A 23567-nucleotide genomic window follows, 5' to 3' on the forward strand; every position below is an offset into this window, starting at 1 on the left:
GGAAGTGCGGCTATTTTAGACAGGTTGGCGCCGGCAGAAAATGAAAGACGATTGGCCTGTCGTTTTTGCGCAGATGTGCGTGGCGAGTGACCGTGGTCCGTTATTTCTGATCGTCGCGCGCCGCGCGCGTGCCGATGTACTCGTACTCCTCTGTATTGAGCCGCGAAATGCGCAGTTCGACCGCACTACGGTGATACGAGTACGCGATGCGCCGAATCTCGAGCAGCGGCGCGCCGACTTCGACGCCAAGCTGCGCGCTTTCGAGCTCATTGGCGAGCGCAACGCTCACACGCTCATCGGTCTCGACCACGTTGATGCCGAAACCGTCCTGATAGAAGTTGTACAGCGTGTTCGGCCGGTTGCGCAGCTTGCTTTCCGTCAAGCCGGGAAACAGCGCTTCGGGCACGGTGATATGTTCGATCAGCACGGTCTTGCCGTGCAGCGCGAGCCCGTTGACGAACCGCAGCACGCGCGCGCCGCTGTCGATGCCGAGCGCGGCAGCCGCCTCGCGCGACGCACGCGCCTTCTTGAATCCGATCAGCGTGACGACCGGATAGGCCTTGTCGCCGCCGCGCCGCACGATGCGAAAGAAGCGGAAGAAGTGCCGGTCGCGCTGATGCATCGAAACGAACGTGCCGAGCTCCTGATGGCGGATCAGAATGTTCTCGGCGCACAGTTCGTCGATGGCTTTGCGCAGCGTGCCGATCGACACGCCGAAGCGTTCGGCGAGGCGCTTTTCCGAAGGAATGCATTCGCCGCCTTTCCATTCGCCGGCCGCGAGTGCCGCGAGAATCGCGCTCTTGACCTCTTCAATGCCGCGGCGCAGGCGGTCGAACACAACATCAAGGGGACCATGGCGCTGCCGCATCCATATGGGCGGCTGCAATTCGGCGCCGACCTCGAACTGCATTTCCGCACGCTGATCGGCGCGGGCAGCAATCCGAACGTCGCGGCGGTGGTCGTGATCGCGAGGCGTGCCCGATCTCGGAGCTATGGGTGTCGACCAAGTGCGGCGAGTCGGACACCACGTCGGGCTGCGGCTCGAACCCGACCGTCGGCAACGCGTTCGACAAACTGTACGGCCTCGGCACCACGCTCGTGTTCGGCGAGACCTCGGAGCTCACGGGCGGCGAGCAGATCGTCGCCGCGCGCTGCGCGAACGACGGCGTGCGCGAGCGCTTCCAGTTCATGTTCGACCGCTATCAGGACATGATCAATCGCTGGAAAACCGACGACCTGTCCGAGTCGCAGCCGACCAAGGGCAATATCGCGGGCGGCCTGACGACGATCGAGGAAAAGGCGCTCGGCAACATCCAGAAGATCGGCAAGAAGTGCATGGTCGACGGCGTGCTGGACAAAGCCGAGGAGCCGACGCATTCGGGACTGTGGTTCATGGATTCGTCGTCGGCCGCGGCCGAGATGGTGACCTTGTGCGCGGCATCGGGCTTCGTCGTGCATTTCTTTCCGACGGGGCAGGGCAACGTGATCGGCAATCCGATCGTGCCGGTCATCAAGATCTGCGCGAATCCGCGCACGGTCCGCACGATGGGCGAGCATATCGACGTCGATGTGACCGGCATTCTGCAGCGCGAGCAAAACCTCGACCAGAGCGGCGACAAACTGCTCCAATGCATGATGGCCACGATCAACGGCCGTTTCACCGCGGCCGAAGCGCTCGGTCATCGCGAGTTCGTCCTGACGCGTCTGTTCGAAAGCGCCTGACGCGGGCAACCCGGCCGCCGCGGCGAGCCGCACGGCTCGCGCGCCGCGGTCCCCACCTTTCCGGCGCATGCCGGCACGGCAGAAGCGGCCAACAATGCCCCCCGTGACCGGCAGCTCATGCGGCAGTGGCGCCGGCTCGATATCTGGCAGCAGCGAGTGGAGGAGACACCATCTTGCGCGTGCTCAAACATCTCTATGTGCAGGTCCTGATCGGACTTGCGGCTGGCATTCTCGTCGGTCATTTCGCGCCCGTGTTCGGCGTGCAGATGGAACCGCTCGGCGACACCTTCATTCGCCTCATCAAGATGCTGATCACGCTGGTGATCTTCTGCACGGTTTCCGTGGGCATCGCGCGCATGCAAAGCCTGAAGCAGGTGAGCCGCGTCGGCTTCAAGACGCTGCCGTATTTCGAGATCGTCACCAGCATCGCGCTGGTGCTCGGCCTCGTCGTCGCGACGCTGGTGGCAGGTATTGGCGCAGCCGGTGCGCGAGCCGCAGGCGGCGCAAGCGGAGCAGGCGCGCGAGGAAGAATCCAGCCGGCCTCGTGCAACGGGGTTGTACGAAAAGGCGGCGAAGTGAGGATCGCGTCGCAGCGGCATTGACGGCAATGCCGGACTTGATGCTTCACCGCGGCAATGACAAAGTGATGCGCTGCCGACAATAGAACCAAGGAAAGGAATACCCGATGGCCCGACTGTTTCCCGACGCGCTCACCGCGCTTGCGATTGGCGCGTTGCGCCGCGCGGACGCGTCGCCGGCGACCGCCGAATCGACGGCGCGCGCGCTCGTCTATGCCGATATGCGCGGCCTGTCTTCGCACGGCGTATCGCGTCTGCCGATGTACTGCGCACAGTTGCGCAACGGTCGCGTCGATCCGGCCGCGCAAGCCGTCATCGTCGCGGATCGCGGCGCGGCCGTGTTGATCGACGGCGCCGACGGCCTTGCTTATCCGGCCTGCGATCTGGCGGTCGCGACGCTCGCCGAACGCGCCCGGCAGTACGGCAGCGCGGTCGCGGGCATCTGCCGCAGCCATCATTTCGGCGTTGGCGCGGCGCATCTGGCCGCGCTCGGCGAAGCCGGCATGGTCGCGCTCGCGTTCAGCAATTCGCCGGCCGCGATGCCCGCGTGGGGCGGCCGCCGCGCGCTCTTTGGCACCAACCCCATCGCCGCCGTGTTTCCGCGCCGCAACGGCGCGCCGCTCGTCATCGACCTCGCGCTATCGCAGATCGCGCGCGGCAAGATCGCGCTGGCGGCGCGCGATGGCAAGCCGATCCCCGAAGGCTGGGCGACCACGCGAGATGGTCTGCCGACCACCGATGCGCGCGCCGCGCTCGACGGCATGATGCTGCCGTTCGGCGGCGCGAAAGGCGCGATGCTGGCGCTAGTGGTCGAGCTGCTGGCCGCCGCGCTGACCGGCGCGAACTTCGGCTACGAAGCGGGCTCGTTCCTGACCGAGGAGGGGGAGCGCTCGCGCATCGGCCATCTGTTCTGGGCGATCGATCCGGGCGCGTTGGCCGGCGACGACGCGTATCTGTCGCGCGTCGAGGCGCTGATCGAGATGATGCTGATGGACGATGACGTGCGCTTGCCTGGTTATCGAAGAGAGCAGCTTGCGCAGGCGGCATACGAGGACGGCGTCGACATTCCGGATGCGCTGATCGCGCAACTGGAGGGCTGCGCTTGAACAAGCGTCCCAGCGTACGCAACCGGTCCGATGCAACTGGACACCGGAACGAAAGAGGCGCATAGCTGAAGGCGAAACCGCAACTATCGGTGCGTCGGATAGTTTTAGTCGCAAATCGCGATTTCCCTTGTGAGGCAGGCGCGAATACGATTGATCGATATCGTATGAGCAGCGCGTATGACCCGCGCTTCGGCCCACTGGAAGCAGCGACGGAGATGGTCAGGAGCACCACGCCCGCACGCAGAACGAACGGCTCGATATCAAGACCACCACCTGCTATAGGTGTGCATGCCGCTGCGGCATCCGCGTGCATCTGCGCGACGGCGAGGTGCGCTATATCGACGGCAATCCGGAGCATCCGCTGAATCAAGGCGTCATCTGCGCGAAGCGTGCCTTCGGCATCATGAAGCAGTAGTGGCCCGCGCGCCTCGTGGCTGTCGCGCGAATGCCTATGCCTGCCGGCGTTTCTCGCCTGCGCGTTCCTGTATGGCGTCGCGCACTGGCTCGGCTCGCCGTGGTCACTCGCGCTCGGCTGGCTCGGCGTGCTCGCTAGCGCCGCGCTGTTCGTCTGCACCGCGATGATCTATGCGTGCCTGCGCTTTCTGCAGGAGTGGGCGACGCCGCTGACGCTGGTGAACTTCGTGCTGCTCGGCTGCGCATCGGGCGCGACGCTCGCGACCGCATTGAGCGCCTGGTTCGCGCCCGAGCTGACGATGGGACTGGCGATCTGCGCGTGCATGCTGACGCTCGCCGGCTGCGCGAGCCGCTCGGCGTCGCTGCTGCGCAATGCGCGCTTGCGGCCGAAATCGACGGTGCAGAGTGCGACCGGCATCCGCAATCCGAAACTCGTGCAAGTGTCACGAGGCTTCACCGCCGGTGCGTTCAATCTGCGCGAGTTCTTTCACGGCTAATCGGCGCGGACGTTGCGTGGTGTCAAATGGGGCTTTCTCGTGGGCGCGTTCGTCGTGCCGGTCGCGTTGATCGTCCTCGGCGCGGGGCTGCGTTCGCTTGGCGCGTCGTTCGGCGTGCTGGCCGCGGCCTGTCTCGTGCAGTACGCGGGGCTCGTGGCGGAGCGCTGGTTTTTCTTCGCCGAGGCGAAGCATCCGCAGAATCTGTATTACGCGAGGGTGGGGTGAAGCGTAGCCTTCGATGAGCGCGCCGGACTTCCACTGCGGCTTGACGCATAAGCTGAAATGGCAGCAGCGGGAGGAACGGTGCTTGCACAGCAAGTTTTCCGGTTCCCTATGGAGCGGCCCCCGAATCGCCGGACACAGTGTTCCACTTTCATAAGGCTGTGTTTTTGACTAACAACAAGCAAGAAGTGATGGAAGTGTTGACGGGGCCCGAGCGTCGGCGGCGATGCGCAAGTGGAATTCCAGAAGACGCACAAAGCCGAGCGCGCCGCCGTGCTTGCTTGCATCGACGAGTACGGCAACGTGATGAGGCGGCGTCATGGCTGATTTTCTGCACTCTTCAGCGCAGAGGGATTCCGCGACTCCCGACACTGCTGTTATTCGCATCGATCAATTGCACGCGCTGGCGGGGTTGTTGAGTCTCGAAGAAGTCGCGGAACAGTTCGCCGGTCTCTCAACCGTTGCCCAGGTTTGCATTTTTGGTCCGTTCGAGGATGCACTCACCGACGTACGCGCTGCATTGACGCAGACGGCAACGCGTGACTAACCTGCGGCGCGAGTGCCGCTAGCGGCTGGAAAAGCCGTAGATTGGCATCGCGAGTCCTTTCCGGGAGCGTTTGCACTGCGGGCGCGAAGAACGGCCATGTGTGTGCGGGTGATAATCAACACCCTCAGGTGTTCCCTGTCAACCGGAGCACGATTCCGGTCGTATCAAGCTCAACATCGGCTGAAAACGCTTCCCGTAGCACTCCATTCCGGCCCATGCGCCGGTGGACAGCGCTTTTTTTCTGTTTCGTCGAAGTCCGAGGAGATTTTGGGCGATCGCCCATGTACGGACTGCCTGTCGCACGGTAATTATCTGACTGCTGTCAACTCCGGCAGCGACTTCAGATAGGCCAACGACACACCTATGTCCCTGTCCGTATTTGAGATGCACTCCGTGGAGCTGTTCTGCCAGCGGCCACCGGGTTCCTGTTATGTCATCTGTGACGAGTGGCACTATAAAGCGTGCCTCGGCAAGGCAGCAGACCGTCAGAAGGCCAGGGCGGAGACCCGGGAATTTTTTGAGATTGCCGAACTGAATCACAGGAAGTGGGAGGAGGACCGGAAACTGGTCAGGCGTATCCAGAAGAGTGGCTGGCTGTTTTTCCATAGCGCGCGCACCGCAACCCTGACACCGATGGCTGGCGGGTCATCGTTGCTCTTCTCGAAGAGGTTCGCCGGGGCAAACTGCTTGCCATTAGAGGTCCGCGTAATAGCCTGTTTCCGTCACCCTACAGCAGCACGCCGTTAAGGAATCCCGTAGCGAGGATCGGCAGTAACCCGGACGGCGAATCTGTGCTGTCTGTCCAGTACGATCCAGCCACTTGGCAAACCCGGCTGAACGCTGCGCGCGCAGCCAGAACTCGCGATAGAGCCGCATCAGCGCTGCTGGGCGATGCGCAGCCGTTCCACTTTCAGCCGCATTCCGCCGATGGCGATACATTTGAAGTTGCTGGCATTCCTAACATGACCGGTAATCCGAACTCTTGGATTGAAAGCGGCCCCGGTATGAAGAAGCAATGGCGCATGTTTGATTCTAATGGCTCGGCAGCGGTTGACATAGACTTTGATTCCCACCACGGGCAGCCTAATCCGCATGCACATAACTGGGATCGCAACGTGCGCGATCAAGGTTGGCCCGTTTCAATTCTCCCTTAGTGAGGCAAACTGTGACAGATATTGACGCAACGCTCCACGCGTATGATTACTTCCATGACTGGCATGTCGAAAGCATCCTGCTACAAAATGAATCTGACTTGACTTGTCCTGACACATTGATTCTGGGTCTCAAACTCGGTGCGCGTCGAGTCACAGCCACCTTTCAAGGAGTGACTCGTCTAGGCCTCGAGAACGGCGGTACAGTCAATATCGTGCTGTCGATGGAGAGGGCACGGCCGAACACGCAAGTTGAAGCACTTGCACGCAATCTGTTGAACTGCTCATTGCCGGGTAAAAGAACAGCTCAACACATTGTCTATTTGCATCCGACTGCCGGCTTTGCGATCGCTATAGAGTTCGATTCGTTCATCATCCGGGAACATGCATAGTGGAGACGAATATGCCGCCCCTCACAACTCGGCTTTTTGTGCCCCTCTCTTCGACCGCTTCTACAATCAACCCGCCATGCCGGATACATGCGCCGCCGACTCTTCATTCATCGGGCAGCGCTGTTCGAGCAGGTCAGTCTTCTGATAGGCCACATCAACCTTGTTCGTGACCAGATGCGCGACGGGGACGAAGATTTAAACTGGAATTTTGTCGAGTGGGCGACAAGCCCAAAAGAGCTTGCTGGCAGGGCAACTATCCTGCACGTCGTCGAGCCAAAATCCTGCATTCATCTCGGCGGGGGGAACAGCAGTCGCATCGTTTCAGCCCGGGTCGACGCGGCGGCTGAGTGCGACCTCTTCGGACCTCGCGGCCTGGACTAGTTGCCACGGTCGCTTTGCGACCTTATGGGGGTACTCACTTCCACGCCGCTCGCTCCCAACCTCACACTACCCGCACGCCCCCACCTCCCCGCACGCGGTACAAAAATCGCAGCCGTCCTTGCGAATCACCGCATTCGCGCCACATGAAGCGCATTTGCGTCCGAGCATCGTGTGCAGCCCTTGCGTGCCGTTCGGCTGCAGCAACGTGTCAGCGCTATCGGCGGGATTCGCACGGAGGCCGAAATCGGCGGACAGCGCCAGATCGGTTTTCATTTGCCCGCGCGGCAAACGCGCGAGCATCCGCGACGCGACCTGATTGCCCTCGGCGTCGAGAAAGCCGCGTCGATACAGGATCTGCTGGATCGCGAACGCGAGCGCCGCCACTTCGGAATCGTGCCAGCGCGGCGCGCGATGACCGTCGAGACGCTGCACGTCGCCAAGCCGCACCTGGCCGCGGTCCCACGACACCTTGCGCATATCCTGCAGATTGCGCGCGACGAAGCCGCCGCGCGCGGCCAGCGACAGCGAACGCATCGTCGCGGTGATCCACTGCTGCGACTCGTCGCGCTGACCAACCGGAATGAAGAACTCGATCGGCCGCTCGATCGTCACGTCCTCGCCGCCGAGCCGCCCCGTCACCTCGATGAACGACACCGCGACATACAAGGACTTTTTGCCCGCCTGAGTCAGATACTCAACCTTCTCGATGATCGCCGGCAATTCGCCCCTGGGCCGATGATCGATCGCGATCCGCAGCGGGTCCTGGTCCATCTCGGCGAGCGTGTCGTCGCTCTGCGCGGACGACACGCTCAGCACCGCGCCGAGCGTGTCGTTCGGCCGATAGGTGGCAAGGCCCTTCAGCCCGCTTTTCCATGCATCGAAGTAGAGGCTTTCGAACGCGTCGAACGGATAGTCGGCGGGCACGTTGACGGTCTTCGAGATCGACGTGTCGACGTACGGCTGCACGGCCGCCATCATGTCGAGATGATCGCGCGCGGACATCTGCAGCGCGCTGACGAAATAGTCCGGTAGCCTGGTCACATCGCCGCCGAGCTCGCGATAAAGCCGGTACGCGTAGTCCTCGACGTCGAACGATTCGCGGCCGCCGTCGGCCATCACCTTCATGCGCGTATAGGTCCACGAGAACGCCGGCTCGATGCCGTTCGACGCGTTGTCCGCGAACGCGAGGCTCACGGTGCCGGTCGGCGCGATCGACAGCAGATGGCTGTTGCGGATGCCGTCGCGGCGGATCGCCTGCTTGAGGTCGTCGGGCAGGCGCGACGCGAACGTGCCGGCTTCCAGGTAGCGCGCGGCGTCGAACAGCTCGAACGCGCCGCGCTCCTTCGCGAGTTCGACCGACGCGCGATACGCTTCGTCGCGCATCAACCGCGCGATGCGCACCGCGAAATCGCGGCCTTCCTGCGAGTTGTAGCGCAGGCCCATCATCACGAGCGTATCGCCGAGGCCGGTAAAGCCGACGCCGATGCGCCGCTTCGCGCGCGATTCGGCGTATTGCTCGGGCAGCGGCCACAGCGTGACGTCGAGCACGTCATCGAGAAAACGCACCTGCGTGCGGGTGCGGCGCGCGAGGCCGTCCCAGTCGAACGACGGTTGACGGCCCTGCAACTGCGCGAACGGATCGACGACGAAGCGCGTCAGATTGAGCGGCCCCAGGTTGCAGCAGCCGTAGGCGGGCAGCGGCTGCTCGCCGCACGGATTGGTTGCGCGGATCGTTTCGACCGCGCGCAGATTGTTGTCCTCGTTCATCCGCGAGATGAACACGATGCCGGGCTCGGCGACGTCGTACGTCGAGCGCATGATGCGATCCCAGATCGCGCGCGCCGGATGTTCGCTATAGACCCACAGGCCGTCCTCGCGCTGCCGCACGTCGCCGGCCGCGCGCAGCGCCGGCGACGGCTCGGCGCGATGGACCAGTTGCCACGGCTCCTCGTTCTCGACCGCGCGCATAAATTCGTCGGTGACGCCGACCGATACGTTGAAGTTGTTCCAGCGCCCCTTCGAGTGCTTGGCCTCGATGAATTCGAGCAGGTCGGGGTGGTTGCAGTCGAGCACCGCCATCTGCGCGCCGCGCCGCGAGCCCGCGCTTTCGACGGTGCGGCACGATGCGTCGAACACGTCCATGTAGCTGCACGGGCCCGAGGCGGCCGAGCTGGTCGTGTGAACCCGCGCGCCCTTCGGGCGGATCGCGGAGAAGTTGTAGCCGACGCCGCCGCCGCGGCGCATCGTTTCGGCCGCCTGCAGCAGCGCCACGTAAATGCCAGGCAAACCCTGTTCATCGACGCCCTGGATCGAATCGCCGACCGGCTGCACGAAGCAGTTGATCAGCGTCGCGGCGATGCCGCTGCCCGCCGCGCTCATGATCCGGCCCGCGCCGAGCGCGCCGTGGCGCATATTGTCGACGAACTGTTCCTCGACCGACGCGCGCAACTCGGGCGGCTCGGCTTCGGCAACGCCGCGCGCGACGCGGCGGTATACATCGTCGGCTGATTGCTCGTCGCCTTTCGCGTACTTTTCGAGCAGCACGTCGAGCGAGAACTGCTGCGGCGGGATCAGCGAAGCGGGAGGAGCAGGGGAAGCGGGAGGCGTGGAAGCGGCGGTGGCCGCGCGGGTTTGCGGCGTGTCTTCTGCCATGATCGGCCCTCAAACGGCGTCGCGGCGGGCGCGGCGCGGTGGTGGAAGGCGCGCAGCCTGCGCCGGATAGCGAGCCGGCGGTCGGGCGGGCGCAACGAATCCACCTTAACGCACGAGGCGCGGGGCGGCAACCGGGAGCGGGGCCGGCGCGGCGGCGCATCATACGATGCCGCGGCGGCCGGGCACGCGATCGTTAAGGGCGTGTGGGCAGTAGGGAGATCGACCGCGAGGGCAACGGATCGAACCCTGCGTTCCGCCCGCGGGACTCGGGAACGTTCCGTGCGTCAGGCCGCTTCGAGCAGCGGTTCGAGAATTTCAGCGCAGATCATCGCGGATGCATTCGACGGCGCCGGACGCTCGGCCGGCTTGAACACCGGGTCACCGCGACGGATTTTGCGGCGCGACACCGCGCAGGTACCGGAAGAATGCGCCGAGCGGCGCCGCCAGCGCTGCTCACCGTAGTGGCAGCGGCCCGGCTCGACCCAGCGGATCACCAGCGTCGTGTCGGAGCTCTCGAGAATTTCGATGCGTACACCATTGCTACCGTCGAGGGGGATGGACTCCAGGGTCATCATCGACTCCGTATTGTGGAGTGCCGAATTTAGTCCTGTGCGCGCCGGATAGCCATTGTGTCATCGTTGAAACACCGTTCCGGAATCCGCAATAATCACACTTGACATTTTCGATTGGCTGAAATGGCGGGCGTCGCAAGCGTTTTTTATGTGAGTTTTTAATAATGTGCATTTTTGCAACGCTGTGTTGCCTGTGACGCGACGAGGGCGGCGGCCGGGAAAAGGGCGGCAACGCTTCCTTTAAGATGTTGAGTGTCGGGCGGCGAACTGAGCCGTCAGTGTAGCGGGTTTGGATTTTTCAGGTCGGCTCGCGCGCACGCTGTTCAAGAACACAAGAGTTCACATGATTCCACGCCCTCCCGCAGTTCCGCCCAACTCTCCCGAAGCGTCGTCTGTCGCCGTCGAGCGCCAGAAAAAGCAGAGGGCCGCATCGGTCGCGCTCTATATCGGGCTCGTGCTGCTCGCATTGTGGGTGGTGCGCGATTTCATCGTGGTGGTGGCGTGGGCGGCGGTCGTCGCGATTGCGCTGTGGCCGCTGCTGCACAAGGTGGCGAGCAGCCCGTGGTTCAGGGGACGCACCACCTTGCTCGCGACCGTCTTCACGCTGGTGATCGCCGTGCTCGTGCTGCTGCCGGTCGGGCTCGGCCTCGCGCAGGCTTTGCGCGAGGCGCACGATCTGAACGACTGGTTCCGCAGCGCGCAGGAGAATGGCATTCCGTTGCCGGACTTCATTAACCGTCTGCCGTTCGGTGTGCAGCAGATCAGCTCGTGGTGGCAAGCCAATCTCGCTCAGCCGCTGCGCGGCTCGGCGGCGATGAAAGGCTTGCACAGCGAAACGGTGATGACACTCGGCCGGCATTTCGGCGCGCGCGCCGCGCACGCGGCGATGGTGTTCGCGTTCATGCTGGTCACGCTGTTCGTAATTTTTCAGGCGGGGCCACGGCTGTCCGGCTCGCTGCTGAAGGCCGCGCGACGCGGTTTCGGCGATAGCGGCGCGGACCTCGTCGCGCATATGGGGACCGCGGTGCGCGGCACCGTGTCGGGGCTGATCGTGGTCGGCGTCGGCGAGGGCCTGCTGCTTGGCGTCGCCTACTTCGTGACCGGCGTGCCGCATGCGGCGCTGCTCGGCTTCGTTACGGCGATCGCCGCGATGCTGCCGTTCTGCGCGCCGATCGTGTTCGGTCTCGCCGCGCTGTGGCTGCTCGTGCAGGGCTCGATGGTCGCGGCGGCCGGGCTGCTGGTATTCGGCGCGGTCGTCGTGTTCGTCGCCGAGCACTTCGTGCGGCCGGTACTGATCGGCAACTCGACGCGCCTGCCGTTTCTGCTCGTGCTGTTCGGCATTCTCGGCGGCGCGGAGACGTTCGGGCTGCTGGGGATTTTCATCGGGCCCGCGTTGATGACGGTGCTGATGGTGCTGTGGACCGATCTCGTGGAATAGCGCTGTCTCAAGGCCGCTGATTCGACGGATGCTCCTGCGCCGGCGGCTTCACGCAGCCGAGCGTGTATTTGAGCGCTGCGGGCAGCAGTGCGGTCCATACGTCCCACGTGTGGCCGCCGTCGATGATCCGCAGCGCCGCCGGATTGCCCGCGAGCCGCAGATGCGTGTATAGCAGCGACGCATCCGCCTGGATGTCGAGGTCGTCGTCGCCGGATGCGATGAACATCGGCAGGCGATACGGCTGGCTCATGTAGCGGTCCCACTGCGCCGGATAGTTAAGCTCGTGCCATATGCGCGGATCGAACTGGTGCTCGCCGAACACGCCGACGCGCCGCGCCGCCGACGCGCGCGGCGGCTCGTTTGCGTAGATTGCGGGACTCAGCAGCAGCGCGCCGCAAAACATCTCGGGCTGCGTCAGCGCGTAGCGCAGCGCGCCGAAGCCGCCCATCGACACGCCGCCGATCATCCGTCCGCCGCGCTGGGTCGCGACCGCGTAGTGCGTTTCGATCTCGGGCAGCAGATCGCCGAAGAACGCGCTCTCCATCTTTTCCTTGCGGTCGACGTACCAGTCCGTGCCGCCTTGAGGCATCACGATGACGACCGGCGCGATCTCCTTGCGCTCGATCAGCGTGTCGGCGGTACTTTGCAGATGGCCTTGCGTGAGCCAGTCGTTGGCGTCGCCGTTATTGCCGTGGAGCAGGTAGAGCACCGGCAGGCGCGGACCGTCCGCGCGATAGCCCGCCGGCAGGTAGACCGTGTAGTTCCAGTCGCGGCCGAGCGCATCGGAATGGAAGCTGCGGCTCGCGACCGTGCTCGCGAACGCGGGCGCGCCAAGGGTGAAGGCAAGCAGTGCGAGGGCGAAACTGAAGAATCGACGCATGTCAGTGAAGATGGCCGGCTGGCGCGGGATTCGCGCGCGGCCGTCATCCTATCAGCATTGACGCCAGAGTTGAGATGGAAAGTGGCGGACGGACGGCGCTTTATGCGCGCAAAGTTGTTCAGCCCGACGTCCGCAGCCGCTCGTCCACGAACCGCCCGACGATCCGCTTCAATGGCTCTACGCCCAGCGCGACGGCTAACAGAGCGCCGACCGCGGCCGCATCGGCGAGCAGTCCGAGCGGATAGTTCAGGTAACCATCGGTGGCCGCGTAGAGCACCGAGTCGATCACCAGCGAAATCACCGCGCCGGCAATGAAGCACAGCAGGCCCTGACGGCCGATCAAGCCGACCCACGGCAGCCGCCGCGCGACCTTCTTCGCCCAGCCGAGCTCGATCAATTTAGCGACGAGCCATGCGATCGCGAGGAAGTTGCCCGCGCGCAGGTAGGACAGGTTCTCCTTGAAGCTTCCGGCAAGCGGCGCATGCAGCAGCACGAGCTTGTAGTACGCGGCGCCCACGACCACCGCGAACGCCAGCACGCTGACGAGCCAGCCCGACCGATGCGCGCTGGTGCGCTGATACACCGGCTGGCAGCGTGCAAGCACGCCGAGCACGAACATCAGTTGCCACGCGAACGGGTTGAAGTCCCAGTGCATGTCGGGCGCGGCGGGCAGGTACTTGCTGATCGCCGGCGCGCCGGCCCACAGCGCGACACTGCCGGCGACCAGCAGCCACGGCTTGCTGCGCGCAAGCGGCAGGACTGCGGGGACCAGCAGCGCGAAGAACGCGTACATCGGCAGCACCGACGCGAGGTACGGCTGCCGGCGCAGCAGCACGATGTCGCGCAGCGCGGCGAGCGGCGTGTCGATCAGGTCGTCGAGATCGGTCGTGGCGAGATTCGGCCCGTCGATGCTGAATGCGGTGAGTACCGCGCTGACCAGCAGCATCAGCCCGGCGGTGACGAGGAACGCGCGATAGATCTCGAACGAGCGGCGCACGAAGCGGCCACGCGCGATCGTCTCGTTGCGCCGCTCGGCGAGCGTCGCATAGGCGGTGGCGGTCGCGAAGCCGCCGAGGAACACGAATACTTCGGCGGCATCGCACAGCGCATACGCGTGCAGTGTCACACGCGACAGAATGCTGCCGCCGATATGATCGACGACGATGATCAGCAGAACCAGTCCGCGGAAAAAGTCCAGCTCGATCAGGCGGGAGGAGGGCTTGTCAGGCATTGTTCGAGTCAAAAGCAGCCCCGTGCGACGGCGCGCTGATCCAGCGCGGCGGGCGTCTCACAAGGCTTTTTAGTATGGGATTGGGTGCTGCGGCGGGAAGGCGATCCGGGCTGGCGTCACCTGTGGTCCGCGTCGCCGACTTCGGCTGCCTTTCGGGGCGGCGCGTCAGCGGGCTGTAAAGATGACCTTCGCTGCGGCATCGAGTTCCGTTGCACAGCAGCAGAGGCACGGGATTATATTTCCTTTCATGACAATCACGCAGCGAGATCGGCAGCAGCGGCTGCCGTTTACCTGAAGCGACGTTACGAAAAAAGAGGAAACGACGCGCAGTGGAGAATTAGCAACATTCCCGATGCTTGGCGCATCCACTCATGGACGGCCGGACGATGTCGTGTGAGGATTTCTGGAAAGCGCAGCCATTGGAGCAGCCTTCAGAACTGCTGGGAAAGTGACGAGAATAAAAAGCAAAGAGAACAAAACGGCCGGATCGAGTTGTCCTATCACTCGAGGTGCAGGGAGATCATCATGAACAAGCAAGTGTTCGCGCTGGCTGTCTCCATTGCTGCGTCTGCCGTTCTTGCCGTGCCTGCCGCCGCGCAGACTAGCGTCACGCTGTATGGCGTGATCGACGAAGGCATCAACTATACGAACAACGTCGGCCACGGCCATGTTTATGAACTCGCCAGCGGGCTTGCACAGGGGAGCCGCTGGGGCCTGAAGGGTTCCGAAGATCTCGGTGGTGGACTGAAGGCCATCTTCCAGCTCGAGAATGGTTTCGATCTGAATTCCGGGCGGCTCGGACAGGGCGGTCGCCTGTTCGGTCGGCAGGCTTTCGTCGGACTCAGCTCGCAGGCGTACGGCACGCTGACGTTTGGCCGACAATACGATTCGGTCGTCGATTATCTGGCGCAGACCACGGCCAACGGCAATTGGGGCGGCGAGCTGTTCTCGCATCCATTCGACAACGACAACACCGACAACACGTTCCGCCTTAACAATACCGTCAAGTATTCGAGCCCGTCGATCTCGGGCTTCCAGTTCGGCGGCACCTACAGCTTCAGCAACGACACGGGCTTCGCCAACAATCGCGCGTACAGCTTCGGCGGCCAGTACACCTATGGCGGGCTGCTGGTTGCCGCGGCTTATCTGCAGGCCGACCATCCGGGTGGCAGCGCGAACGGCGCGGTCGCCACGAACGACGCCGGCTTCGTCGCGACGCGCATGCGCGTGTTCGGCGGCGGCATCACCTATACGTTCGGACCGGCGACGGCGGGTTTCGTCTATAGCAACTCGAACTATCTGGAGCCGACCGCAAACGGCTATCTCGGCATCGAGCCGCTGGTGCCGCTCGTGCCCGTCACGCCGCCGGGCGTGCTGCTGAACTCGCTCAAGTATCAGAACTTCGAGATCAACGGCAAGTATCAGATCTCGCCGGTGCTGTTCGTCGGCGCGCAGTACGTGTACACGATGGAAACCTACGACGCATCGAACGGCGGCGTGAAGCCGCGCATCCATACGTTCGGGCTGATGGCCGATTACAACCTGTCCAAGCGCACCGACCTCTATCTGCAGGGCGCCTATCAACAGGTCGCCGGCGATTCCACACTGTCGATCCTCGACTTCGCATTCATCCCGGGCACGCAGTCGCCGTCGTCGACGTCGAAGCAGGTCGTCGTGCGCGCGGCGATCCGGCATAAGTTCTAGTTCGCCGCACATCTGATGCAGATCGGCCGGCCTTCGAATTTCGAAGGCTGGCTTTTTTGCGCTCTGCGCCTCGGCGCATGACTATTCAAGTTCCCCTCGCGTCTGCCGATAAGTCGAATGTCAACGAGCCTGAACGCGCCGCGGCGAAGCGGTGATGTGTGCGTCGTTGGCGTGCCCAAACACGTACCGTCGTAACGCGGAAATACGGCTCGTAACGTCTGTATCAGAGTGTGTGGCGCGGGGCGTTTCGATTAAACGGCACTTTAGAATTCCGCCAGAAATTCGATCGGCAAGCAGGCACGGAACGAGCGCCGTACGAGGCAGCTTCGCCGTGTCGTCGGGAAGGCTGCGTGGCCGAAGATCGCGCGCCTTGTCAGCGGCATCGGCGTATCCGGCTTGCGCATCTATACAGCAGGAGTCGGACAGAATGAGAAAGCGTTTCGACAGAACGATCCTGGCCGGTCTCGCCGGCGCATGGGTCGCGCTGGCGGTCAGCGGTTGCGCGAACGTCGGGCAGCCGAATGCGCAGAACGGAGTGGCAAACAGCACCAACGCAGCGTCCGGCGTGCCGGCGGCGAATGCGACGGGAACAGCGTCTGCCGATGCTGCGGCAGCCGCGCCGCTGTCGATCGATGCCAGCGATAATGCGTCGCTGAAAAAGTCGCAGCCGCTCGTGTATCGGGTCAGGCACGGCGACACGCTCGCGCGGGTCGCGCAGCATCATCGCATCAGCGTCAAGCAGTTGCAGGCATGGAATGGGCTGAAGGCGTCGGCGCGGCTGAAGCCGGGGCAAGTGCTGCACGTCGCGTCGCCGGAGACGGTGCGCGCGGTGAAGGCGGCCAATGAGGCGGCCGCCTCGAAGGCGGCGGCGCGAGCCGCGGCGCCGGGTGCTTCACAAGCGACAGCGCAAACCTCGGCGCAATCTTCGACGCAGTCCGCAGCCCCCGCTCTGGATGCCGCCGAAGTCCGCCAGGTCACGCAGGAAACCCGCCGGCATGCGACCAGCGTGACACTCGCGTGGCCTGCCGCGGGCAGCGTGGTCGAAGCGTTCCAGCCGGGCGAAACACGCGGCATCGAAATCGGCGGCAAAGCGGGCGATCCGGTGCGAGCCGCCGCCGACGGCAAGGTCATGTACGCGGGCACCGGACTGAACAGCTATGGCAGCCTGATCATCGTCGAACACAACAAGGATTTTCTGACCGCGTATTCGCACAACCGCAAGCTGCTGGTGAAGATGGGCGACATCGTTCGCAAGGGACAGCAGATCGCGGAGATGGGTGACGAAAACAATTCGCGTGTGTCGGTCGGGTTCGAAGTGCGGCACGACGGCAAACCGGTCGATCCGCTGCGTTATCTGCCGCAAGGGCGCAGTTGAGCTTCTGCGTTCCCGCAAAAGCTCACCTTGGATTCATTCAGCTAACCCAGGTAATCCGATCGGCCGCTCATGCTGGGCGGTCGATAAATCGCTGCGAAAGTACCTTCACGTCAGCGCATTCCGCTCAATTCACGCAAAAGTACCGACCATCGACGATGCGGGCGCGACCCGCGGCCGCTGATCAACGGTGAGGAAATGCAGGAGCCGGCAAGCAGCGCACGCGCCGCCGCCGTGCTCCGCGCGAATCGCCGTTACGTCGTTTGCACGCCGCGCAGCAATCGCGCTACCTCGCCGTGGTAATGCAGGATCGCCGGATCGGCCTGCAACAGCGGCAGATAACGCGGCAGGAAGTGGTTGTTCGGTTGGTCGGGAGAGAACAGTCCGATCACGGCCTCGGCGGTCGCGAGACGGTCGCCGGCCTCCGCTTCCGCGTCGTCGAGAATTTCGTCGACGCTCGCGATCACCGTCGATAACGGCGTCAGCCAGCGAAACCCCGAACCGTTGATCAGCACTTGCAGGAATGCCGCCGGCGTCACCGGGCCGAACTCCTTTTCGTATACGGCGCGTTCGTGATCGAGAATCGCCTTGTGCAGCGCAAGCAATGGTCGGCGAATATCCGTGAGGAATTGAGTGCATTGCGGGTCGTTCATCGGCGGCTCCAGCGGCTGAGGTGACTCGACGGAATCGCGCGTCGCAACACCACTCGGTGCGATGCAGGGTCGCGCGATCACGCTAACGGATCGATCCATCGATGGTAACGCATCGCCCCCGCCGACACATGCGATGCAGCCCGCATAGCATGCGACGTGCCGCCTGGCACCGCCAAAGCGAAGTTCTTTCGACACGACTACAATCGGCCGGTTTTCTGGCGACACCCGCTCGATCACAGACCGCTTTTCATCGCGAATTAGCGCGACATGCCGAACAAAACCGGTGCATGTTCGCGGTCTGGTGCGGCGTCGCGATCTAAACCGCGTGACCACAACAACATCCCCCACCGGAGCCGCTCATGACAACGCTCAATATCAACGGCGAAACCCATACCGTCGATGCCCCGCCCGACATGCCCCTGCTTTGGGTGCTGCGCGATCTCGTCGGGCTGACCGGCACCAAGTTCGGCTGCGGCATCGCGCAGTGCGGCGCATGCACCGTGCATCTCGATGGCGTCGCGGTGCGTTCGTGCGTGTTTCCGACGGCGGCGGTGGGCGAGCGCAAGATCGTCACGATCGAAGCGGTCGGCGCGACGCCCACCGGCCAGAAAGTGCAGCAGGCCTGGCGTGAGCTCGACGTCGTGCAATGCGGCTACTGTCAGTCGGGGCAGGTGATGTCGGCGGCATCGCTGCTCGCGCGCAATCCCAATCCGAGCGACGCCGACATCGACGCCGCGATGGCGGGCAACATCTGCCGCTGCGGCACCTATCACCGCGTGCGCGCGGCGATCAAGCAAGCCGCGAAGGGGGCCTGACATGTCCCAGGGATTGCTCGATGCACAGAACGGCGCACAGCCGTCCGACACCGACACGCCGCGTGCGCGCGGCATCTCCCGGCGCACGTTCCTCAAGTTCGGCGTGACGGTCGGCGCCGCGGCCGGCGGCGGTCTGCTGCTCGGCTTCAGCATGCCGGCCGCGAGCCAGGATCAGAAGGTGGGCAAGAGCGTGATCGGCGGCGATGCGAACGAGGCGCCGCAAAGCGGCGTGTTCGCGCCGAACGCGTTCATCCAGATCGACACCGCCGGCAAGGTCACGTTGGTGATACCGAAGGTCGAGATGGGTCAGGGTGTCTATACATCGATTCCGATGCTGATCGCCGAAGAACTCGAAGTCCCGCTCGACTCGGTCACGCTCGATCACGCGCCGCCCAACGAAAAGCTCTTCATGGACCCGCTGCTCGGCGGCCAGTTGACCGGCGGCTCGACGTCGATTCGCTTCGCGTGGGAGCCGATGCGCCGCGCAGGCGCGACAGCGCGCGTGATGCTGATCAACGCGGCCGCGCAGCAGTGGCAGGTCGATCCGGCCAGTTGCCATGCGCAAGGCGGGCAGGTGATCCACGCGGCCAGCAATCGCAGCGCGAGCTATGGGCAGCTCGCGCAGGCCGCCGCCGCGCTGCCCGCGCCGCAGAACGTGCCGTTGAAAGACCCGAAGAATTTCAAGCTGATCGGCACGCCGGCGAAGCGTCTCGATTCGCCGGAGAAAGTCGACGGCACCGCGCAGTTCGGCCTCGACGTGCGCTTGCCCGGCATGGTCTACGCGGTGATCGCGAACTGTCCGGTGTTCGGCGGCACGCTCGCGAGCGTCGACGCTACGCATGCGAAGAAGATCCCCGGCGTGCGCGAAGTCATCAAGCTCGACAATGCGGTCGCGGTGATCGGTGACCACACGTGGGCCGCGAAGCGCGGCTTGCAGGCGCTCGATATCAAGTGGAACGAAGGCGCGGGCGCGCAGGTATCGATGAAGCGCATCGTCGACGATCTCGCGGCGGCCTCGCAACATGGCGGCGCGGTGGCGCGCAAGGACGGCGACGTCGGCCGCGCGTTCGGCAATGCGAAGTCGCGTGTGGACGCGGTCTACCAGCAGCCGTTCCTCGCGCACGCGACGATGGAGCCGGTCAACGCCACGGTTCACGTGCGCGGCGACGCGTGCGAAATCTGGCTCGGCTCGCAGGTGCCGACGCGCGTCGTCGATGCGGCGGCTGCGGTCACCGGCTTGCCTGCCGACAAGATCATCGTGCACAACCATCTGCTCGGCGGCGGCTTCGGACGGCGGCTCGAAATCGACATGGTCACGCAGGCCGTGAAGGTCGGCAAACAGGTGTCGACGCCGGTCAAGGTGCTGTGGACGCGCGAGGAAGACATCCAGCACGACATGTACCGGCCGTACTACTACGACACGATCTCGGCCGGGCTCGACGCGAACGGCAAACCGATCGCGTGGCAGCATCGCATTGCCGGTTCGTCGATCCTGGCGCGCTTCGCGCCGCCTGCGGTCAAGAACGGAGTCGACCCCGACGCGGTGGAAGTCGCCGCCGATCTGCCGTACGACCTGCCGAACCAGCTGATCGACTACGTGCGCGTGGAACCGCACGCGGTGCCCACCGCGTTCTGGCGCGGCGTCGGGCCGACGCGCGGCACGTTCGTCGTCGAGAGCTTCATCGACGAGCTCGCCGCGCACGCGAAGATCGATCCGGTGCAGTACCGGCGCGATCTACTCGGCAAATCGCCGCGCGCGCTGAACGTGCTGAACGTGGCCGCGCAAGCCGGCAACTGGGGCAGTGCGCTGCCGAAGGGGCAAGGGCGCGGCATCTCGGTGATGCACGCGTTCGGCAGCTTCTTCGCGATCGTCGTCGAGGTCGCGGTCGAGCAGGGCGAGGTCACGGTCAAGCGCGTCAACTGCGCGGTCGATTGCGGGATGTACGTCAACCCGAACACGATCGAGGCCCAGGTGCAGGGCGGCATCGTCTTCGGCATCACGGCGGCGCTGTATAGCGAGATCACGATCAAGGACGGCCGCGTCGAGCAGAACAACTTCACCGACTACCGGATTCTGCGCATCAACGAGACGCCGCCGATCGACGTGCACCTCGTCAAGAGCGGCGAGGCGCCCGGCGGCATCGGCGAACCGGGCACCGCCGCGCTCGCGCCCGCGCTGACTAATGCGATCTATGCGGCCACCGGCACGCGGCTGCGGCAATTGCCGGTTGGCCGTCAACTGCACAGCGCGTGACGCGAAAGGAGGCCAACATGAAAAACATGCTGAAGGGTCTTGGCGCGGCATTGTGCGTCGCGTTGCCGTTTCTCGCGCAAGCGCCTGCCGGTGCCGCAACTCCGGCGAATGCCGGCGCAGCCGATCAGGCGCTCGTGCAACGCGGCGCCTATCTCGCTCAACTCGGCGATTGCGCGGCCTGCCACACCGCGCCGAAAGGCAAACCGTTCGCCGGCGGCCTGCCGATGAACACGCCGATGGGCCGCATCTACGTGACCAACATCACGCCCGACGCGCAGACCGGCATCGGCGGCTACACGGAAGCGGACTTCGCGCGGGCGCTGCGTGAGGGCGTCGCGAAAGACGGCCACAACCTGTATCCGGCGATGCCGTATCCGTCCTACGCAAAGGTCAACGACGGCGACGTGAAGGCGCTGTACGCGTTCTTCATGCACGGCGTCGCACCGGTGCAGCAGGCGAATCGCGAGTCCGACATCAGGTGGCCGCTGAACATGCGCTGGCCGCTGATGTTCTGGAACATGGCGTTTCTGGAGAAGGGTCCGTACCGCGACAAGCCGGGCAAGGACGTCGCATGGAATCGCGGCGCGTATCTGGTGCAGGGGCTCGGACATTGCGGGTCGTGTCACACGCCGCGCGGCGTTGGGTTCCAGGAAGGCGCGCTCGACGAAAGCGGCAGCGCGTTCCTGAGCGGCGCGCTGCTCGACGGCTGGTTCGCGTCGAACCTGACCGGCGAGCACAACACCGGGCTCGGCCGCTGGAGCGACGAGGATCTGCGCACGTTCCTGAAGACCGGCGCGAATCGCCATGCGTCGGCGTTCGGCGCGATGACGAGCGTGATCAACAACAGCACGCAAGCGCTGAACGATCAGGACGTGGCGGCGGTGTCGAAGTATCTGAAGTCGCTGCCACCGGTCGGCGGCAACGGCGCGCCGGCCTATACCTACGATCCGCAGGCGACGAAGGTGTCGCTCGATCGCCCCGCGAACGATGCCGGAGCGCGCGTCTATGCCGCGTATTGCATGCATTGCCACGGTGTCGACGGACGCGGCTTCGCGCCGATGCTCGCGCCGCTCGCCGGCAATCCGAACGTGCTCGCGAAGGACGCGTCGTCGCTGATCAACGTGACGCTGAACGGCACCGGCGATCTCGTGATCAACGGCGTGCCGTCGCCGTTTCCGATGCCCGGCTTTGCGGCGGTGCTCGACGACAAGCAGATCGCCGACGTGCTGAGCTTCGTGCGCGCGGGCTGGAACAACGGCGCGCCGGCCGTTGCTGCGGCGGAGGTGGCGAAGTTGCGCCAGTCGACGCAAGCGGGGCGGTGATCGAGAGGTAAGTGCGGCGGAACGCAAAAGCGGCAATCCATGCAGCGCAGGGTTGCCGCTTTTTTTGGGCGGGAGCGCTTCGGCGCGATCAGCGTGACGTGGAGTCGTTCAGATAGATGCCTGCCGACAGTCCAGCCTTCACCTGCCGCGTGAATTCGTCGGTGGACACTTCCTCCGAGCCGGCCTCGATAGCTTCGTACGCCTGGCGCACGACGTCGGCCGGCGTTGCCTTCGGCACTTCCAGGTCGCGCACCAGATCCGTATCGATAAAGCCTGCATGCAGCCCGATGACCTGCGTGCGCTGCTCGCGCAGCGATTGGCGCAGGCCGTTGGTCAGCGCCCACGCGGCCGACTTCGACACGCCGTAGGCAGACAGAATCGGCCGGTTCACCCAGCTCGCGACCGACAGCACGTTCAGGATCGCACCGCCGCCGTTCGCGGCGAGGCTCCCCGCGAACGCACGCGACATCGCCAAGATGCCGAAGACATTGGTTTCGAAGTGATCGCGCAACGCGTCGAGCGCGCCGTCGTCCGTCAGGCTGCCGAGTCGCGCGATGCCGGCGTTGTTGATCAGCAGCGTGACGTCGCGAGCCGCATCGGCAGCCGCGGCCACGGCCGCCGGATCGGTCACGTCGAGCTTGACGGGGACGACTCCCGGCAATGTCACGCTGGCCGGATTGCGGGCGCCCGCATAAACCTTCCGCGCCCCTCGTTCGAGCGCCTGTTTCGCGAACTCGAGGCCAAGCCCGCGGTTCGCGCCCGTAACGAAAACGACAGCATCTTCGATCTTCATAGTCTTTCCTTTCACATGGTGTATCGCATGCGCGCCGGCTGGCGGTGCGCGTGAGATGCGGTGGAAACGAGGCTGCATTCGCTAACCGAGCCGTTGCGCCGCGCCTTGGCGCGCAGCAGCTGAGCGCGTCGCGCAGCCGGCGCCGGCTGCCTTTTGTCGGACGATTCGTGAGCTCTCGCGCTTCGCAATGACAACGGGCGCAGCATATAACTATGATATTCATACCGTCAAGTGCGGCGAGGCGACGGGGCAAGTATTCGCTCGCCCTATCAATATATCGGATGCGATTAAATCTTTTGCGATTGACAGCGGCCGCGTCTTTGTCCATTATTCAACGCAAGCGATTACATCGCATGCGATCTAAGACGCTTAACCCCCTTATTTACATAGGAAGCCATCATGGCCCGAATCGATCAAGTCCTCTTCTCAGGCAACTCCCACGCCACGGTCAATCACGACCCCGATGCACAGCGCGGTGAGCACGGCGTGCTCGACCTCAAGCTGTCGGCGCCCAACGGCGAAAGCCGCGATTTCATCGCCACCGAACTGCATCCGCGAGCCGAGCAGATGTTTGCGGGCGCGTGGTCGGCCTGTTACATCAGCGCGTTCGAGATTGCGGCCTCGATGAGGAAGGTCGCGCTGCCGTCCGACTATTCCGTGGACATCCAGGTCAGTATCGGCACGGTCGGTAACGGGTTTAGTCTCGGCGCCCAGTTCACCATCCGCGCGCCGGGTCTGGCAGCGGAAGTCGTCGAGGGACTTGCGAACCGCGCCCATCAGATCTGCCCGTATTCGAAGGCCGTGCACGGCAACATCGAGGTCAGCCTGAACGTCGTCACGACGTGACATATATATCGTACGCGATGTAATC

At 64.2% G+C, this 23567-nt stretch carries 20 protein-coding genes and 3 pseudogenes; 16 read left to right on the forward strand and 7 right to left on the reverse strand.

Features of this window, described 5'->3' with window-relative positions; genetic code table 11:
- Window positions 1-100: 100 nt before the first annotated feature.
- On the reverse strand, window positions 101-868 hold the full coding sequence (locus BC1002_RS18740) for a GntR family transcriptional regulator (RefSeq protein WP_049870273.1): 768 nt from the start codon (window positions 866-868) through the stop codon (window positions 101-103).
- On the opposite strand from BC1002_RS18740, the pseudogene BC1002_RS18745 reads away from it, so the two are divergent.
- The 9 genes and pseudogenes from BC1002_RS18745 to BC1002_RS18780 all read left to right on the forward strand — a co-directional run.
- Window positions 803-1722 (forward strand): annotated as a pseudogene (locus BC1002_RS18745) (UxaA family hydrolase); the annotation flags it as partial. The gene BC1002_RS18740 and the pseudogene BC1002_RS18745 overlap by 66 nt on opposite strands.
- 179 nt (window positions 1723-1901) lie before the next feature.
- Window positions 1902-2324 (forward strand): cation:dicarboxylate symporter family transporter, encoded by a 423-nt coding sequence (locus BC1002_RS38950; protein ID WP_238538013.1) that lies wholly within the window; start codon window positions 1902-1904, stop codon window positions 2322-2324.
- 83 nt (window positions 2325-2407) lie between these two features.
- Window positions 2408-3406, forward strand: a complete 999-nt coding sequence (locus BC1002_RS18755; protein ID WP_013091566.1) for an Ldh family oxidoreductase — start codon at window positions 2408-2410, stop codon at window positions 3404-3406.
- A 259-nt stretch (window positions 3407-3665) separates the two neighbouring features.
- Window positions 3666-3818: pseudogene (locus BC1002_RS36400) on the forward strand (hypothetical protein); the annotation flags it as partial.
- Between the two features lie 10 nt (window positions 3819-3828).
- Window positions 3829-4542 (forward strand): annotated as a pseudogene (locus tag BC1002_RS18760) (dimethyl sulfoxide reductase anchor subunit family protein); the annotation flags it as partial.
- A gap of 316 nt (window positions 4543-4858) precedes the next feature.
- Window positions 4859-5086 (forward strand): hypothetical protein, encoded by a 228-nt coding sequence (locus tag BC1002_RS18765; protein ID WP_013091567.1) that lies wholly within the window; start codon window positions 4859-4861, stop codon window positions 5084-5086.
- Between the two features lie 791 nt (window positions 5087-5877).
- A complete protein-coding gene (locus tag BC1002_RS38955; protein WP_238537992.1) occupies window positions 5878-6240 on the forward strand; it encodes a hypothetical protein in 363 nt (120 codons plus the stop codon).
- A gap of 11 nt (window positions 6241-6251) precedes the next feature.
- Window positions 6252-6629 (forward strand): hypothetical protein, encoded by a 378-nt coding sequence (locus tag BC1002_RS18775; protein WP_013091568.1) that lies wholly within the window; start codon window positions 6252-6254, stop codon window positions 6627-6629.
- Window positions 6630-6716: 87 nt separating this feature from the next.
- Entirely contained in the window at window positions 6717-7010 is a 294-nt protein-coding gene (locus BC1002_RS18780) for a hypothetical protein (protein ID WP_041734959.1), read from the forward strand.
- Window positions 7011-7076: 66 nt separating this feature from the next.
- Here BC1002_RS18780 and BC1002_RS18785 read toward each other — a convergent pair whose 3' ends face one another.
- Together BC1002_RS18785 and BC1002_RS18790 are read right to left on the reverse strand one after the other, a co-directional pair.
- On the reverse strand, window positions 7077-9662 hold the full coding sequence (locus BC1002_RS18785; RefSeq protein WP_013091569.1) for an adenosylcobalamin-dependent ribonucleoside-diphosphate reductase: 2586 nt from the start codon (window positions 9660-9662) through the stop codon (window positions 7077-7079).
- 284 nt (window positions 9663-9946) lie between these two features.
- Entirely contained in the window at window positions 9947-10234 is a 288-nt protein-coding gene (locus BC1002_RS18790) for a DUF3331 domain-containing protein (RefSeq protein ID WP_013091570.1), read from the reverse strand.
- A gap of 343 nt (window positions 10235-10577) precedes the next feature.
- On the opposite strand from BC1002_RS18790, the gene BC1002_RS18795 reads away from it, so the two are divergent.
- A complete protein-coding gene (locus BC1002_RS18795) occupies window positions 10578-11672 on the forward strand; it encodes an AI-2E family transporter (protein WP_013091571.1) in 1095 nt (364 codons plus the stop codon).
- Window positions 11673-11679: 7 nt separating this feature from the next.
- Here the strand turns inward: BC1002_RS18795 and BC1002_RS18800 are convergent, their stop codons facing one another.
- Both BC1002_RS18800 and BC1002_RS18805 read right to left on the reverse strand, forming a co-directional pair.
- Window positions 11680-12552, reverse strand: a complete 873-nt coding sequence (locus BC1002_RS18800; protein ID WP_013091572.1) for an alpha/beta hydrolase — start codon at window positions 12550-12552, stop codon at window positions 11680-11682.
- Window positions 12553-12670: 118 nt separating this feature from the next.
- Window positions 12671-13783 carry an OpgC domain-containing protein gene (locus BC1002_RS18805; protein ID WP_013091573.1) on the reverse strand — a complete coding sequence of 371 codons (1113 nt, stop codon included), beginning with the start codon at window positions 13781-13783 and terminating at the stop codon, window positions 12671-12673.
- 525 nt (window positions 13784-14308) lie between these two features.
- Here BC1002_RS18805 and BC1002_RS18810 point away from each other — a divergent pair.
- Together BC1002_RS18810 and BC1002_RS18815 are read left to right on the forward strand one after the other, a co-directional pair.
- Complete coding sequence (locus BC1002_RS18810; protein ID WP_013091574.1) at window positions 14309-15487, forward strand: porin; 1179 nt, start codon at window positions 14309-14311, stop codon at window positions 15485-15487.
- 427 nt (window positions 15488-15914) lie between these two features.
- Window positions 15915-16862, forward strand: a complete 948-nt coding sequence (locus BC1002_RS18815; protein WP_013091575.1) for a peptidoglycan DD-metalloendopeptidase family protein — start codon at window positions 15915-15917, stop codon at window positions 16860-16862.
- A gap of 251 nt (window positions 16863-17113) precedes the next feature.
- On the opposite strand, the gene BC1002_RS18820 is transcribed toward BC1002_RS18815, so the two are convergent.
- A complete protein-coding gene (locus BC1002_RS18820; protein WP_013091576.1) occupies window positions 17114-17512 on the reverse strand; it encodes a hypothetical protein in 399 nt (132 codons plus the stop codon).
- 359 nt (window positions 17513-17871) lie between these two features.
- On the opposite strand from BC1002_RS18820, the gene BC1002_RS18825 reads away from it, so the two are divergent.
- The 3 genes from BC1002_RS18825 to BC1002_RS18835 are packed head-to-tail and all read left to right on the forward strand — an operon-like array spanning window position 17872 to window position 21903.
- The gene (locus BC1002_RS18825) at window positions 17872-18327 is read left to right on the forward strand and encodes a (2Fe-2S)-binding protein (protein WP_013091577.1); all 456 of its coding nucleotides are present in this window, start codon (window positions 17872-17874) and stop codon (window positions 18325-18327) included.
- A gap of 1 nt (window position 18328) precedes the next feature.
- Window positions 18329-20581, forward strand: coding sequence for a xanthine dehydrogenase family protein molybdopterin-binding subunit (locus BC1002_RS18830; RefSeq protein WP_013091578.1), 2253 nt, complete (start codon window positions 18329-18331; stop codon window positions 20579-20581).
- A gap of 17 nt (window positions 20582-20598) precedes the next feature.
- Window positions 20599-21903: a c-type cytochrome gene (locus BC1002_RS18835; RefSeq protein WP_013091579.1), complete on the forward strand. Its 1305-nt coding sequence runs from the start codon at window positions 20599-20601 to the stop codon at window positions 21901-21903.
- 88 nt (window positions 21904-21991) lie between these two features.
- On the opposite strand, the gene BC1002_RS18840 is transcribed toward BC1002_RS18835, so the two are convergent.
- Window positions 21992-22696: an SDR family oxidoreductase gene (locus BC1002_RS18840; protein ID WP_013091580.1), complete on the reverse strand. Its 705-nt coding sequence runs from the start codon at window positions 22694-22696 to the stop codon at window positions 21992-21994.
- Between the two features lie 399 nt (window positions 22697-23095).
- Here BC1002_RS18840 and BC1002_RS18845 point away from each other — a divergent pair, with 399 nt between their 5' ends.
- Window positions 23096-23542 carry an Ohr family peroxiredoxin gene (locus tag BC1002_RS18845; RefSeq protein WP_013091581.1) on the forward strand — a complete coding sequence of 149 codons (447 nt, stop codon included), beginning with the start codon at window positions 23096-23098 and terminating at the stop codon, window positions 23540-23542.
- The last annotated feature ends 25 nt before the right edge of the window (window positions 23543-23567 follow it).

It is taken from the genome of Paraburkholderia atlantica, assembly GCF_000092885.1.
GTDB lineage: Bacteria > Pseudomonadota > Gammaproteobacteria > Burkholderiales > Burkholderiaceae > Paraburkholderia > Paraburkholderia atlantica.

What these genes read in the sequence shown, in the direction of transcription:
- BC1002_RS18825 (WP_013091577.1), top strand. Translation starts at nt 17,872, where the DNA reads ATGACAACGCTCAATATCAACGGCGAAACCCATACCGTCGATGCCCCG.
- BC1002_RS18810 (WP_013091574.1), top strand. Translation starts at nt 14,309, where the DNA reads ATGAACAAGCAAGTGTTCGCGCTGGCTGTCTCCATTGCTGCGTCTGCC.
- BC1002_RS18790 (WP_013091570.1), bottom strand. Translation starts at nt 10,234, where the DNA reads ATGACCCTGGAGTCCATCCCCCTCGACGGTAGCAATGGTGTACGCATC.
- BC1002_RS18835 (WP_013091579.1), top strand. Translation starts at nt 20,599, where the DNA reads ATGAAAAACATGCTGAAGGGTCTTGGCGCGGCATTGTGCGTCGCGTTG.
- BC1002_RS18820 (WP_013091576.1), bottom strand. Translation starts at nt 17,512, where the DNA reads ATGAACGACCCGCAATGCACTCAATTCCTCACGGATATTCGCCGACCA.
- BC1002_RS18780 (WP_041734959.1), top strand. Translation starts at nt 6,717, where the DNA reads ATGCGCCGCCGACTCTTCATTCATCGGGCAGCGCTGTTCGAGCAGGTC.
- BC1002_RS18740 (WP_049870273.1), bottom strand. Translation starts at nt 868, where the DNA reads ATGCGGCAGCGCCATGGTCCCCTTGATGTTGTGTTCGACCGCCTGCGC.
- BC1002_RS18805 (WP_013091573.1), bottom strand. Translation starts at nt 13,783, where the DNA reads ATGCCTGACAAGCCCTCCTCCCGCCTGATCGAGCTGGACTTTTTCCGC.
- BC1002_RS18840 (WP_013091580.1), bottom strand. Translation starts at nt 22,696, where the DNA reads ATGAAGATCGAAGATGCTGTCGTTTTCGTTACGGGCGCGAACCGCGGG.
- BC1002_RS18830 (WP_013091578.1), top strand. Translation starts at nt 18,329, where the DNA reads ATGTCCCAGGGATTGCTCGATGCACAGAACGGCGCACAGCCGTCCGAC.
- BC1002_RS18800 (WP_013091572.1), bottom strand. Translation starts at nt 12,552, where the DNA reads ATGCGTCGATTCTTCAGTTTCGCCCTCGCACTGCTTGCCTTCACCCTT.
- BC1002_RS18845 (WP_013091581.1), top strand. Translation starts at nt 23,096, where the DNA reads ATGGCCCGAATCGATCAAGTCCTCTTCTCAGGCAACTCCCACGCCACG.
- BC1002_RS18815 (WP_013091575.1), top strand. Translation starts at nt 15,915, where the DNA reads ATGAGAAAGCGTTTCGACAGAACGATCCTGGCCGGTCTCGCCGGCGCA.
- BC1002_RS18755 (WP_013091566.1), top strand. Translation starts at nt 2,408, where the DNA reads ATGGCCCGACTGTTTCCCGACGCGCTCACCGCGCTTGCGATTGGCGCG.
- BC1002_RS18785 (WP_013091569.1), bottom strand. Translation starts at nt 9,662, where the DNA reads ATGGCAGAAGACACGCCGCAAACCCGCGCGGCCACCGCCGCTTCCACG.
- BC1002_RS18765 (WP_013091567.1), top strand. Translation starts at nt 4,859, where the DNA reads ATGGCTGATTTTCTGCACTCTTCAGCGCAGAGGGATTCCGCGACTCCC.
- BC1002_RS18795 (WP_013091571.1), top strand. Translation starts at nt 10,578, where the DNA reads ATGATTCCACGCCCTCCCGCAGTTCCGCCCAACTCTCCCGAAGCGTCG.